We start from the raw sequence: 13883 nt of genomic DNA, 5'->3' as shown, positions 1-13883 counted from the left end.
CTATTGCAAAGTTATACAAATTTCGACAAACACATTAAGGTGAGTAACGAAAACGTTTGCCTTAATTATAGTGAACTTATACGTAAACCTATTTTTGACACGTGTTACTGATTCGATCAGGCATGAGTGGAGAAAAGTAAGGAATGTAAGCTAGAGAAAGGGATATACTACCCTTTGTATAGCTATCGTTCTATCTTTTTTTCCTCATGTCTTTTTGGCGTTTGTCGGAAGGTATCAATATAGATAAGAGAGGAAGGGTTTCCATGTTTAAGAAGATCTTTGGTGTTCTTCAAAAAGTCGGAAAAGCGTTAATGCTTCCAGTAGCGATTTTACCGGCAGCAGGTATTTTACTTGGATTTGGTAATGCATTTCAAAATCCACAGTTAACAAATGTTATTCCTGCTTTAAAGGCAGATTGGTTCGTAATGGTTGCAAAAATTATGGAACAATCTGGTGATATTATTTTCGCTAACCTTGCATTATTATTCGCAGTTGGGGTAGCAATTGGTTTAGCTGGTGGAGATGGAGTAGCTGGTTTAGCAGCATTCGTCGGCTACTTAATTATGAACAAAACGATGAGTGTGTTCTTAGAAGTAGATAAGCTAGTGAAAGTAACAAGTTCTGGAGCAGACCCAGTAAAAATTGGATTTGCAGATCCAGCGTATGCAAACGTATTAGGTATTCCAACGCTACAAACAGGGGTATTTGGTGGTATTATCGTCGGTATAGTAGCGGCATATTGCTATAATAAATACTTCAACATTGAATTACCATCATACTTAGGTTTCTTTGCAGGTAAGCGTTTCGTACCGATCGCAACTGCAACATTCTCTTTAATAGTAGGTATTATCATGTGCTTCGTTTGGCCATACATTCAAGGTGGCTTAAACACGTTCTCACATCAAATGATTGATGCAAATAGAACAATCGCAGCATTTATATTCGGTTTAATTGAACGTTCATTAATTCCATTTGGACTACATCACATTTTCTATTCACCGTTCTGGTTCGAATTCGGTCAGTATACAAATGCAGCTGGCGAATTAATCCGTGGTGACCAAAAAATCTTTATGGCACAGTTAAAAGACGGTGTAGAATTAACAGCAGGTACATTTACAACTGGTAAGTATCCGTTCATGATGTTCGGTCTTCCAGCAGCAGCTTTAGCAATGTACCATGAAGCACGTCCAGAAAATAAAAAATTAGCAGCAGGTATTTTAGGTTCTGCAGCATTAACATCTTTCTTAACAGGTATTACAGAGCCACTTGAATTTTCATTCTTATTCGTAGCGCCAGTATTATTCGGAATTCACGCTGTATTTGCTGGTCTATCATTTATGACAATGCAAATTTTAGGTGTTAAAATTGGTATGACATTCTCTGGTGGTTTAATTGACTTCCTATTATTCGGTGTATTACCAGGCCGTACAGCATGGTGGTGGGTAATTATTGTTGGTCTTGTACTAGCAGTTATTTACTACTTCGGATTCCGCTTTGCAATCCGTAAATGGAATCTAAAAACACCTGGTCGTGAAGAGGCAAATGCGAATGACGGTGCAGGAAAAACAGAGGCAGGCGAACTTCCTCGTGAAGTATTAGTAGCACTTGGTGGTAAAGAAAACATTGCTTCTTTAGATGCTTGTATTACTCGTTTACGTGTTCAAGTTAACGAACAAAAGAATGTAAACAAAGACCGCTTAAAAGAACTTGGAGCAGCTGGTGTACTTGAAGTTGGAAATAACATTCAAGCTATTTTCGGACCGAAATCTGACACGTTAAAATCACAAATTCATGATATAATGTCAGGTCGTACACCTCATGTTGAAAAAGAAGAACCTGTAAAAGTGGAAGAAACTCCTCAAAAAGTTGATGAAAATGAAACAATTGTATCACCAATCGAAGGGAAAATCTTACCAATTACAGAAGTGCCTGACCAAGTATTCTCAGGAAAAATGATGGGAGACGGATTTGCAATTGAGCCAACTGAAGGAACAGTAGTTTCTCCAGTTAACGGTGAAATTGTCAATGTATTCCCTACAAAACATGCGATTGGTATTCAATCTGAAGGCGGAAAAGAAATTTTAATCCACTTTGGTATTGATACTGTAAAATTAAATGGTGAAGGATTCGAGGCACTTGTAGCACAAGGTGATAAAGTGAAGCAAGGCCAACCATTATTAAAAGTAGATCTTGCATTTGTAAAAGAAAATGCACCATCTATCATTACACCAATTGTATTTACAAACTTACAACAAGGGCAACAAGTCGAATTGAAAAAAGATGGAAATGTTAAGAAGGGCGAAACCGCTATTATTGACATTCAGTAGGAATTTGACGCAAAATGTTTATAATTATAATAGGCGATGTGGTTGACCGAACATCGCCTATTATATACAATAGATGATGTAGTACTCACGTCTATACAACTAAAAAAAACTGTAATTTAAAGGAGATAAATAATCATGGAAAAAATCTTTAAAGTAACTAGCGACTCAGGAATTCATGCTCGTCCAGCAACTCTACTTGTAAACACTGCAAGCAAATTCGGTTCTGACATTAACTTAGAGTATAACGGAAAGAACGTTAACTTAAAATCAATCATGGGCGTTATGTCTTTAGGCATTCAACAAAACGCAGAAATTAAAATCACTGCAAATGGTGATGATGCAGCTCAAGCACTAGCAGCTATCGAAGAAACTATGAAAAACGAAGGATTAGGAGAATAATGACTCTTAACATTCAAGGGATCGCTGCATCAAGTGGGATTGCTATTGCAAAGGCTTTCAGACTTGAAAATCCTGAATTTAACATCGAAAAGAAATCAATTACAAACGAAGCTGCAGAAATTGCACGCTTAGACGCTGCGCTTGAGAAAGCAAAAACTGAATTAGAAGCTATTAAGGACCACGCATTTGCTGAGCTAGGTGCTGACAAAGCGGCGATCTTTGAAGCACATTTATTAGTGTTAAATGATCCAGAACTAGTAAACCCAGTAAAAGATAAAGTAAATAGCGAAAAAGTAAATGCTGAATTTGCAATGGATGAAGTTGCATCAATGTTTATTTCTATGTTTGAAAACATGGATAATGAATATATGAAAGAACGTGCTGCGGACATTCGTGACGTAACAAAACGCGTTCTTGCACATTTACTAGGAATTAACTTCTCAAATCCTGGTACAATTTCTGAAGAGGTAATCATTATTGCTGAAGATTTAACACCATCTGATACAGCTCAGTTAAACCGTAAGTATGCAAAAGGTTTCACTACTGATATCGGTGGACGTACATCTCACTCTGCAATTATGGCTCGTTCTATGGAAATTCCAGCTGTTGTTGGTACGAAAGTTGTTATGGAGAAAATCCAAAACGGCGATATCGTTATCATTGACGGTTTAGATGGAGAAGTAATTGTAAACCCATCAGAAGAAACTCTTCGTTCGTTTGAAGAAAAGAAAGCGAAATTTGAAGAGCAAAAAACTGAATGGGCAAAATTAAAAGACCAAGCTACTGTAACAAGTGATGGACATCACGTTGAGCTTGTTGCAAATATCGGAACACCAAATGATGTACAAGGTATTATCGATAATGGCGGAGAAGGCGTTGGCTTATACCGTACAGAATTCTTATACATGGGTCGTGACAATCTTCCAACAGAAGAAGAGCAGTTCGAAGCGTATAAAGCAGTTCTTGAAGGTGTAAAAGAAGGTCAACCAGTCGTTGTTCGTACACTTGACATCGGTGGAGATAAAGAGCTTCCATACTTACATTTACCAAAAGAAATGAACCCATTCTTAGGATACCGTGCAATTCGCTTATGTCTTGATGAGCAAGATGTGTTCCGTACACAACTTCGTGCATTACTTCGTGCTAGCGTATACGGTAACTTAAAAATTATGTTCCCAATGATTGCAACTCTTGATGAGTTCCGTCAAGCAAAAGCAATTTTATTAGAAGAGAAAGCGAAACTTGTAGAAGCGGGTACAACTGTTTCTGATTCTATTGAAGTTGGTATGATGGTTGAAATCCCAGCTTCAGCAGTATTAGCAGATCAATTCGCGAAAGAAGTTGACTTCTTCTCTATCGGAACAAATGATTTAATCCAATACACAATGGCTGCAGACCGTATGAACGAACAAGTATCATACTTATACCAACCATATAACCCATCTATTTTACGTCTTGTAAAAATGGTTATCGATGCTGCTCATAAAGAAGGCAAATGGGCTGGTATGTGTGGTGAGATGGCAGGCGATTCACTTGCTATCCCATTATTATTAGGATTAGGTTTAGATGAGTTCAGTATGAGTGCAACATCTATTCTTCCTGCAAGAACACAACTAAGCAAGTTGTCAAAAGCAGAAATGGAAACATTAGCAGAAAAAGCATTAATGATGTCAACTGCTGAAGAAGTTGTTGAACTAGTTAAAAGCATATAACCAATAAAAAAACCTGAGTCGATTTGAAATCGGTCTCAGGTTTTTTCTATGAGAAAAATAAATCTTATTTTCTTACTATAGAGGATAAGGAACGGAATTAGATAGCGATAGCAACGATATCAGTTGGGCATACACGTAAAATACCAGTAAAAGTATTTCGATTTTGATTGTTCTTATCGTCTTTATTGTTATCTTTGTCGTCTTTGTTATTACGAGCTAAAGCAGAGAAAAGAGCAACACCGTTAGCGAAACCTTCAAAAATTACATTGTTGAAAGTGCCATTACCTCTAATGCTTAAAAGAGAAAGTTCTGTTCCAACTGAAATGCTAGCAAGTACGTTACATACAGCTGGTTGTTGTGGTCTAACTACTTCTCTCTCTTTCTCTTTCTCATGATGTCTGCACTCTCTTTCATGATGATGACAGTCTCTAAAGTTATCACAGCATCCAAATGATCCAAACATAATCCTCATCACCCCCTTCACACTTATAATCTATGTAAGTTCGGTAGTGAGTGACTGGACAGAGAGTGGAATTTTTTCTAGGGGATTTTCTCATTTTAAATGACTAGCTGGGTGTTTAGTATGGAATGATGTTTAAAATAGGGGAAATATAACAAAAAAATGTAAAAACCACCGAAATAAATGAAATAGGTAGCCTTTACACTTTTTTACTTTTATATAAAACGATGATATATACAGGAAGAGCTAGGAGTAGTGGTACAATGGATCGTGCAGTATGTTTTTCTGATTCTAATTGGAATGCTTCTTCTTTTGGGAATTGTAAAATGGAGATGTTTGCGGCATCACCAATAAAATATAGAAGCAGTACAGTTACTATGTAACATAAAAGTGCGATAAAGCTTCCGTATGAACTCAATGAAAATCCCTCTCTTGTTATCTATTTGTTATCATTGTATCACAATTGTAACAAAAATACACGGGTATATTTCAACACCTAAACAAAATTCGACACAAAACGTCAAGTTTATTTATGATAAGGGAATAGAATATACTTTTCCCTTATCATAAATGTCGAATGATTTGTAGTAATATTACAAAAGTATGACAGGGAATAAAAAAACGAAGGCAATGTAGTTACCTTCGTTTTTTATTATTTTGCCCACTCACTCACTTGCTCTACGCTCATACGAGGTGCAGGGTGTCCTTTTAAAGTTGATTCACCAATTGTAATAAGCATAATTGGAACGTAACGAGATGAAACGTTAAATTCGTCTGTCAGTGCTTGTGGATTGAAGCCACCAATAGCACAAGTATCCCAACCAGTTGCTTTAGCTGCAAGCATAAGTTGCATTGCTGCTAAAGATGCATTTGAAAAGGCAGCATCTCTTGGGAATTGTTCACGAGCATATGCAGATTCAATATTTTTAGCTAAGCGTTCTTTTGCTTCTTCTTTCATAAATCCTTGTTCTACAATTGGACCATATACTGGCTCAACATTTTTATAAGCTTCTAAATCACCTAAAATAGCGACTACTGCAGAAGCATCAAGAATTTGTTGCTGGTTATAAGCTATTGGGTGTAATCGTTTTTGTACATCTTCACCTTGAAAAACAAGGAATTTCCAGTGTTGCAAGTTCCAAGCGGAAGGTGCTTGTGCTGCGGCTTTTAAAATCTCATGTAATTCTGTAGATGAGATTTCTTTATTTGGGTTGAATGCACGTGTAGATGTGCGTTCATATAGAACGTTAAAAAAGTTGTCGTTTGTCATTGTATATCCTCCAAATTGTATATCGAATTATTTTCAAAAAAATAATATACACTACTTACATTTTGTAAGTTATCGAATTTAAGAATATAATATCTTTATTTTAATTGTCAAGTTTTAAAAATAAGCTAGGGCATTCATACAAACGATACAATTCCTACAATCATACACTAAAAAAGGAATTTATAGAGTGAAAAGCGAAGATAACATTCTCAATTAGCTTGTTAATATGTATCTCTCACAAATTAAAGTTTATTGGAGAACAGTCTTTTAAAAAAGTTTGTGAGGAATTCAGTAGAACAAGATATATGAAGTGAGTGAAGACTAGTGATGAACATACTACATTTTTTATTAGAGAATACGGTTTTCCAAAATGTGTTACAAGATCTGCAGTTAAATGTCCTTTATATAGAAAATGGATGTAAGCATCAACAAACGGTAGAAAATATCCATCCAAAATGTATGTTTATAGCAAATAGTTTTGAAGAGGGCGAACTATTATTTCAAAGAACGAAACCACACATTATCATTACGTATGTAACAGATTATTCTCAAATAAAATATATAAAGAATATGTATACTCCGCACAGTACATTCATTGTCATTTGGGATCAACAAATAACAAAAGAATTCACAGATGTACTTGCATTAGGAATACGTAATATTGTAATAGCTCCTGTAACTCCGCAAGCAGTGTTAGAGGAAGTGAATAAGAGTTTGTATCAACTTTCTTTAGTAAGGCAAGTCGGTTTGCAGCAGGAATTGCTTCAAACGATGTTTGATTTTCAAAATGATCTATTATTTATAGTAGAAGATGATGAGATTGTTGATTGTAATACAAATTTTTTAGCTTTTTTTGGATATGAAAATCTGTTTGCCTATCGTGAGCAACATTTAGTATTTGCTGAACATTTTATTAGAGAAAGTGGATACTATTCGACGACGCATGATATCACATGGTTAGACGATACTTTATCAAGTGGTAGAAGAATTAAGATGCTAAATTATGAAGGGGTAGTATCCACTTTTTTATTACGTGCGACACCATTGCCAGAAGATTTATCAAGATTTATTGTAAAGTGCACGGAAATTACAGAATTAGATGAAATCTATCAAGAGCAAGAAAGACTTGCTATGGTAGATTCATTGACAGAGATTTATAATCGTTTAAAGTTTCAACAAATACTAGAGGTAGAGTGGGAAAAGGTAATACGTAGTGATGAGAAAATAGCTATCATTTTATTTGATATAGATAATTTTAAAACGGTTAATGACACATATGGTCATGATTTTGGTGATTTGGCATTAATACAACTTGCAGAGCTTATGAAATCTAAAGTGGAGCAACAACATGTATTTGCAAGATGGGGAGGAGAAGAATTCATTATATTAGTGACAAATACAGTAGAAAAGGAAGCATTTCAAGTTGCGGAGTCATTACGATTCTTCATTGAAACAAAGCAATTCACTGGAATTTCGAAGCTAACAGCTAGCTTTGGAGTTGCGTTATATGAACAAGGAACTACAAGAGAAGAATTAATGCAACGAGCGGACATTGCATTATATGAAGCGAAAAAAAATGGGAAGAATCAAGTATGTGTGTATAGAAAAGAAAAAATGTAATTTTTCGCAACAAATTGTTGCGATTTTTTTTTATTGTTTGATAATAGAATAGGGGGACAATTTTTAGTGAAGGAATTATGGAGGATCAATATGATAAAAAAAGTAATGGTGATGGCTTCACTGTCTGCTATAGTTGGCGGCGGAGTATACTATTTTCTTGTTAGCCCCAATATAAAGGAAAACACTGTATTAACAACTAAAGTGAATCCTACTATTGAATCAGAAGTACAAGGGAATATAGAAGAAAAAGAAGAGCAACAAATTGATTATGCTAGCATATCTCAAAAATTAGATCAATATTTAGTCGGAAAGCAATTTAATGGAACAGTTTTGGTAACAGATAAAGAGCGTGTTATATTGAATAAAGGATATGGGTATGCTGATGTTCAAAATAAAATAGAAAATACGCCTCAAACAAAATATCGTATTGGTTCTATTACGAAAACAGTTGTTGCCACATCTATTTTACAGTTGCAAGAACAAGGTAAATTGAATATTCAAGATAATGTAAATAAATATATTCCTTCATTTCCGGAGAATAAAAATATTACACTATATCATTTGTTAACCCATACCTCTGGTTTACCTGAACATGCGAAAGGAAATGTGAATGCTGCTTCCCGTTTACAGTTAGTTAATTGGATTGGACGTCAAAATTTAGAATTTCCTGCAGGAACAGGTTGGAGATATACAGATTATAATTATATGGTTCTTGCTTATATAATAGAACATATCTCGAAAAAACCTTTAGGAGATTACATAAAAGAAAACATATTTGTAAAAGCAGATATGCATGAATCCGGTATGGGAAATATGGTACCTGGAGATAAAAATTTTACAAAGGGTTATGTGAAAAAAAATCAAGAGCTTGTACCAGCGCAGAAGTTAGGCATGGATTGGCTATATGGTTGTGGTGAGATGTATACGACAGTTGGAGATATGAAGAAGTTAGACGAAGCAATTATAAATGGAAAACTTCTTTCTGAACAAAGTATACAAGCAATGTTTTCGCCTTCAGCAGAACGGAAATATGCATTTAGTTTTTATATATATCCAGATTATTTTCATAATCATGGTGTATTATCTGGTTGGAACACTTTCAATAATTTTAATAAAGAAAAAGGAATTTTTGTTATGTTATTTTCAAATGTAAAAAATAGTATGGATGATGACTTTAATAAAGAGTTCCGAAAGATGGTAAATGATTTATTAGAACAAAGGGGATGAGAAAATGGAACATAAAACTTTATCAATAGGTTTCATTGGTATTGGCGTAATGGGAAAAAGTATGGTTTATCACTTAATGCAAGATGGTCATAAAGTATATGTATATAATAGAACGAAAGCAAAAACAGATTCTTTAGTGCAAGATGGTGCACAATGGTGTGATACGCCAAAAGAGTTAGTGAAGCAAGTTGATATTGTAATGACAATGGTTGGATATCCACATGATGTAGAAGAAGTGTATTTTGGTATAGAAGGAATTATAGAACATGCAAAAGAAGGTACGATAGCAATTGACTTTACGACATCTACACCTACTTTAGCAAAACGTATTAATGAAGTTGCAAAAAGCAAAAATATATATACATTAGATGCACCTGTCTCAGGAGGAGATGTTGGTGCGAAAGAAGCAAAACTCGCAATTATGGTAGGTGGAGAGAAAGAAATATATGATAGATGCTTACCTTTACTTGAAAAGTTAGGAACAAACATTCAATTACAAGGACCAGCTGGGAGTGGACAACATACAAAAATGTGCAATCAAATTGCGATTGCTTCCAATATGATTGGAGTATGTGAGGCTGTTGCTTACGCGAAGAAGGCTGGATTGAATCCAGATAAAGTGTTAGAGAGTATTTCAACAGGGGCAGCAGGTAGTTGGTCATTAAGTAATTTAGCTCCTCGAATGTTAAAAGGAGACTTTGAGCCAGGATTTTATGTAAAGCATTTTATGAAAGATATGAAGATTGCTTTAGAGGAAGCAGAAAAATTACAATTACCAGTCCCAGGCTTAAGTTTGGCGAAAGAATTGTATGAAGAGTTAATTAAGGATGGCGAAGAAAATAGTGGAACACAAGTATTATATAAAAAATATATAAGGGGGTAAACGAGGTGGACCTTCAAAAGTTTGATGAGATGATTGATACTGTACAGCGAGCTACTTGTATGCAAATTAATGAAAAACAAAAAGAAGCTTTTAAACAAAAATATGATTTTGAACCAGACTTTGAATATGGAAGAGATGAGAAGGGGCATTATGTAATTCGAACCTCTAAAAAGATGTTAGAAGAAATGGAGTTTTATTTGGCATTGAAATATGATCGTGATGGAGTGGATCTTTATATGCAAGCTGAGATTGACGGTATATTTCATGTATCTGTTAGCTATGGTGAAGATGCCCTACATCTACAAGAATTGTTTCAATTTCTAGAAGAAAATAAATAAAAGTCCTCATTTGAGGACTTTTATTTATTTAGTCATTATAAGTTAGAAGCTCGGCGACATCGTTCAACTGGGAATGGGATAATTTGTGCGATGTGATTAGGACCAAATTGTTTTGTACGAGCATGGCGTATTATATAAAAAGCACACAGAATTGAAACAGGAATAGCGCCGAATAAACCAAATAATAAAGCGCTTACACAAGATGCGACAAATCCTAAAACACCAATTTCTAACTCTTCCATAATAGCTCCTAAAATAACAGGAAATGCCCCACATGTAACTCCAAGTATAAGTGCGATAAGTAAGCTCATGATTATCCCCCTCTGTTTGCGATATTATTTTCCTTCTTAGTTAATTGTAGTATATCACATGCAAAACAGAATTTTCAGAAAAATTTCAATAAATGTTCAATAAATGTTCAATAAATGTTCAAAAAATACACTTGAAAAATCAAGGCGTTAAATTTGTGATGAAATGGTACTTTTGAGTAAATAAAAAATCAGGCTTATTTCAAAAGTGAAATAAGCCTGTTCCATAGGAGGATGTATATATGTAGAGTGAATAAAAGTTTGGAAAAGGGGATCCAAGTCCTTTTATTCAACTAACTACCTTAATAGATTGGAACCCAGCCTTCAGTTGTCACAAAAATACGAATAGCTACAACTTGACGATCATCTTGCAAGGTAAAATAATGTCTTGCATTTTCTGGAACAGATATTAGATCGCCTGGCTCAAGTTCAACATCAAAGAATTTCCCATCTTTGCCTTCAATAGCGAAAATGCCATGACCACTGACGATAAAGCGGACTTCGTCGTCTGTATGATGATGTTCTTTTTGGAAATTAATTAATAATTCGTCAAGGTTAGGTGTGCTATTTGAAAGTGAAATTACATCATGTGCTTTATAACCTCGACGTGCTGAAACATCAGCGATTTCTTTTGAAAAAACAGCTAATATTTCAGCTTTGTTTTCATCTGTTAAAGAATAATTTTCATTTAAATGAGTAGGAAGTTTAGAAATATTCCATTTCTCATATAAAACGCATTCCTCTTGTAGAAATTTAGATACTTCCACTTCATTTTCAATACGAGTATTTACTTCATGAATACGAATTTGCGCCATTAGAAACGCCTCCTTGAATTGATAATAGTTTTATATGAAATTGGAATAAAAACTCATAAGCTTCTAATCTCTTCTTTGCATCAAAGCTATCTCGGCCCCATACGGTAATACCGTGGTTACGGATTAATACCGCTCCCGAATCACCTTGTATATGCTTTCGGAAGTTTTCTCCAAGCGTTGGGATATGGGCATGGTTTTCGATAATAGGAATGTGAATTGTTGCCCCTTCTTCCCAAATATCGAGAGCTTTAATAATTTCTTGATTTTGAAGGGTAACTGCATCACTATATAAATTTGTGATGACATTATTATCAGTTGTATGAACATGAAGTACGCACCCGGCATTCGTATTGTTATAAATATGTGTATGCAATATTGTTTCTGCTGAAGGGCGTAATTCAGTCTCTAAAACGGGAACTCCTACATGATCTACTAATAGAAAATCATCTGGAGTGGTTTTTGTTTTATCTTTACCGCTTGCTGTAATGAGAAAAGTAAGTGGCTCATGACTAACTTTTATAGAAATATTACCACTTGTTGCTGGGAACCAATTTCGAGTTGTTAATTCTTTTTTTATCTCGCTTAAGTCATACCATTGACGAAAAAGTTGTTTCATGATTTCACCTCCAACAAATGTTTTAATTCATTTTGAATATCATGGAATGTTTCAAACGGTGTATAAGCAATATAATTCTCTTCACACTTTGTAATAAGGAAGTCACGAGCAAATACTTTATCTGCTTGTTTCGCAGCTTGTAAATCAGTAATTGAATCTCCAATCACAATATGGAAGTCATTCGTATCACTCAATTTACGGATGAGTGATGATTTACATAATCCGCAATGATTTTGACAATGATGATCACAAGGATGAGGCCAATTCACCGTAATGTATTCATTTGAAAAATCTGTTTCATTACAGTAAATTTGCTCTTTTGGAATGAGTCCTTGTAAGAGTGGATAGACGAAGAAATCCATTCCACCTGATATAACGTAAAAAGAAATGTTATTTTCATTTACAAATTGTATAAATTCATGAAAACCATTACGAATTTCAGCAGTTTCTATTAAAAATTGAATAATTTCATCGTGCAGATGAGTAGGTATTAATCGAAATAATTGAGAAACACCTTCTTGAATAGATAGCTCTTGTGATAAAATTCTATTCTTTACTTCTTCAGCTTCTGGTGGTGCGAATTTTTCCATAATGGACATAATGTTATCATTATTTGTAATCGTGCCATCGAAATCACAAAATACTTGAATACTCATAATTTCACCTCATGAGAGGGATTTCCCCATATTTGTAGTGCACTATGCAAATTTATGTCATCTACTTCATGGAGTGGTTTATTTTGCAAAGTAGCATCAATTGCAGTACGGAAAGCTTTACCACCGCCTTGCGCTCCATTTGGATGTCCATGTATCCCGCCGCCAGCATTAATAACAACATCTTTACCGAAATCTCGTACAATAAAGGGAACGAAACCAGGGTGAATACCAGCAGATGGAACAGAAAAGCTCTTCTTGAAAAATGCATCGTCTTCAGTTAAATATTTTGAGATAGCAAGAGCTTCCTCTTTTTCTAGCGCAACACTTCCGTATGGAGATGGGAATAATGAAAAGTCAGCCCCAGCATAGCGTAGTAGCTTTCCGAGTAATAATGGAGATGAAATTCCATATAACTTAGATGCTGAATAAGCACCACTTACAGCAGGGTGTGCCATAATAGGAACTGGGATTTCATCATCTTCTGCAAGTGATTGCAGTACATCTAGTCCGTAAGCAAATACGTTAAATAATAGAATATCAGCTCCAGCTTGCACTGCACGTTTCGCATTTTCTTTTAAATCAAAAGTTCGTCCTGTTAAATTTACGGCATATAACGTTTTATGTCCGTATGTTTCATATACGGATTGTAAAACTTCTTTTCCAGATACAATGCGTTTCGTAAGTGGTGTTAATGCATTTTCAAATAATATTTCATCATCTTTTACTATATCTACACCACCACTTGCTTGATCACGTAATTGCGTTTTTAAATACCCAATATTTCGTCCAATCATTCCTTTAAAAATACTCATTAAAAGGGGACGATCATGCACTTGTAAAAGGTTTCGAATCCCATCTATCCCGAATTTTGGACCAGGAAAATGTTCTTTCAATTCTTCTGAAAAAGTTAAGTCAATTAATTTTACTTCGCCATCAAGGGATAGCTTTCCAAATGTAGTCGTTAAAATTGCTGGTAAATCTGGACTGAAGTTTAATAACGGATATTCGATTTTAATAATTCCGCGTTTTACTTTTTTACGTAAATACGAATTCGTATGTTCATGTTCAGCTAATTCCTCAATATGAATGACGTTGCCTTTATGTTGCTTTAATTGTTCTTGCAGTAATTGTGGCAAATGAGTCCAAGAGCCAATTGTTAAACCAAGTGCAATTTGCTCAGCCTTTTTTTCTAAGTTATGTGAATCATCATGGATTAAATACGTCGCTATAATTCCGCTCATTGTTATAACCT

General features: G+C 34.8%; 15 protein-coding genes. 7 read left to right on the top strand and 8 right to left on the bottom strand.

The features are described from left to right. Positions 1 to 263 precede the first annotated feature (263 nt). The 3 genes from ptsG to ptsP all read left to right on the top strand — a co-directional run bounded on the left by ptsG (position 264) and on the right by ptsP (position 4438). Positions 264 to 2327 carry a PTS glucose transporter subunit IIABC gene (gene ptsG / locus AC1Q51_RS07515; RefSeq protein WP_061659903.1) on the top strand — a complete coding sequence of 688 codons (2064 nt, stop codon included), beginning with the start codon at positions 264 to 266 and terminating at the stop codon, positions 2325 to 2327. A 135-nt stretch (positions 2328 to 2462) separates the two neighbouring features. Then, positions 2463 to 2726 (top strand): phosphocarrier protein HPr, encoded by a 264-nt coding sequence (ptsH, locus tag AC1Q51_RS07510; protein ID WP_000411080.1) that lies wholly within the window; start codon positions 2463 to 2465, stop codon positions 2724 to 2726. Beyond that, positions 2726 to 4438, top strand: a complete 1713-nt coding sequence (gene ptsP, locus AC1Q51_RS07505; protein ID WP_000174216.1) for a phosphoenolpyruvate--protein phosphotransferase — start codon at positions 2726 to 2728, stop codon at positions 4436 to 4438. Before ptsH ends, ptsP begins: the two co-directional genes overlap by 1 nt. 97 nt (positions 4439 to 4535) lie before the next feature. On the opposite strand, the gene AC1Q51_RS07500 is transcribed toward ptsP, so the two are convergent. From AC1Q51_RS07500 to AC1Q51_RS07490, 3 genes are all read right to left on the bottom strand, one after another. Continuing rightward, on the bottom strand, positions 4536 to 4901 hold the full coding sequence (locus AC1Q51_RS07500) for a DUF3915 domain-containing protein (protein WP_000468017.1): 366 nt from the start codon (positions 4899 to 4901) through the stop codon (positions 4536 to 4538). Positions 4902 to 5097: 196 nt separating this feature from the next. Continuing rightward, on the bottom strand, positions 5098 to 5316 hold the full coding sequence (locus tag AC1Q51_RS07495) for a hypothetical protein (RefSeq protein ID WP_000100485.1): 219 nt from the start codon (positions 5314 to 5316) through the stop codon (positions 5098 to 5100). Positions 5317 to 5550: 234 nt separating this feature from the next. Continuing rightward, positions 5551 to 6168 carry a nitroreductase family protein gene (locus tag AC1Q51_RS07490; protein ID WP_000180387.1) on the bottom strand — a complete coding sequence of 206 codons (618 nt, stop codon included), beginning with the start codon at positions 6166 to 6168 and terminating at the stop codon, positions 5551 to 5553. Positions 6169 to 6495: 327 nt separating this feature from the next. Between AC1Q51_RS07490 and AC1Q51_RS07485 the strand changes: the two genes are divergently transcribed. The 4 genes from AC1Q51_RS07485 to AC1Q51_RS07470 all read left to right on the top strand — a co-directional run bounded on the left by AC1Q51_RS07485 (position 6496) and on the right by AC1Q51_RS07470 (position 10236). Next, positions 6496 to 7788: a GGDEF domain-containing protein gene (locus AC1Q51_RS07485; protein ID WP_001023187.1), complete on the top strand. Its 1293-nt coding sequence runs from the start codon at positions 6496 to 6498 to the stop codon at positions 7786 to 7788. A gap of 90 nt (positions 7789 to 7878) precedes the next feature. Next, the gene (locus AC1Q51_RS07480; protein WP_000592904.1) at positions 7879 to 9015 is read left to right on the top strand and encodes a serine hydrolase; all 1137 of its coding nucleotides are present in this window, start codon (positions 7879 to 7881) and stop codon (positions 9013 to 9015) included. A 4-nt stretch (positions 9016 to 9019) separates the two neighbouring features. Further along, the gene (locus AC1Q51_RS07475; protein WP_000400437.1) at positions 9020 to 9898 is read left to right on the top strand and encodes an NAD(P)-dependent oxidoreductase; all 879 of its coding nucleotides are present in this window, start codon (positions 9020 to 9022) and stop codon (positions 9896 to 9898) included. Between the two features lie 5 nt (positions 9899 to 9903). After that, positions 9904 to 10236, top strand: a complete 333-nt coding sequence (locus tag AC1Q51_RS07470) for a DUF3909 family protein (protein WP_000365617.1) — start codon at positions 9904 to 9906, stop codon at positions 10234 to 10236. A 35-nt stretch (positions 10237 to 10271) separates the two neighbouring features. Here the strand turns inward: AC1Q51_RS07470 and AC1Q51_RS07465 are convergent, their stop codons facing one another. The 5 genes from AC1Q51_RS07465 to mtnW form a co-directional block, all read right to left on the bottom strand. Next, complete coding sequence (locus tag AC1Q51_RS07465) at positions 10272 to 10547, bottom strand: hypothetical protein (RefSeq protein WP_000054659.1); 276 nt, start codon at positions 10545 to 10547, stop codon at positions 10272 to 10274. Between the two features lie 299 nt (positions 10548 to 10846). Continuing rightward, the gene (locus AC1Q51_RS07460; RefSeq protein ID WP_090977139.1) at positions 10847 to 11359 is read right to left on the bottom strand and encodes a 1,2-dihydroxy-3-keto-5-methylthiopentene dioxygenase; all 513 of its coding nucleotides are present in this window, start codon (positions 11357 to 11359) and stop codon (positions 10847 to 10849) included. Further along, on the bottom strand, positions 11337 to 11975 hold the full coding sequence (locus tag AC1Q51_RS07455) for a methylthioribulose 1-phosphate dehydratase (RefSeq protein WP_000811341.1): 639 nt from the start codon (positions 11973 to 11975) through the stop codon (positions 11337 to 11339). Before AC1Q51_RS07455 ends, AC1Q51_RS07460 begins: the two co-directional genes overlap by 23 nt. Continuing rightward, positions 11972 to 12631 (bottom strand): 2-hydroxy-3-keto-5-methylthiopentenyl-1-phosphate phosphatase, encoded by a 660-nt coding sequence (gene mtnX / locus AC1Q51_RS07450; RefSeq protein ID WP_000027487.1) that lies wholly within the window; start codon positions 12629 to 12631, stop codon positions 11972 to 11974. The genes AC1Q51_RS07455 and mtnX overlap by 4 nt, the downstream gene beginning before the upstream one ends. Then, the gene (gene mtnW, locus AC1Q51_RS07445) at positions 12628 to 13872 is read right to left on the bottom strand and encodes a 2,3-diketo-5-methylthiopentyl-1-phosphate enolase (protein ID WP_000014203.1); all 1245 of its coding nucleotides are present in this window, start codon (positions 13870 to 13872) and stop codon (positions 12628 to 12630) included. The genes mtnX and mtnW overlap by 4 nt, the downstream gene beginning before the upstream one ends. Positions 13873 to 13883 lie beyond the last annotated feature (11 nt).

The sequence above is a fragment of the Bacillus sp. MT94 genome (assembly GCF_058792475.1).
Note: the sequence above shows the minus strand (reverse complement) of the source record. Positions and strands in the feature narration are given on the sequence as shown.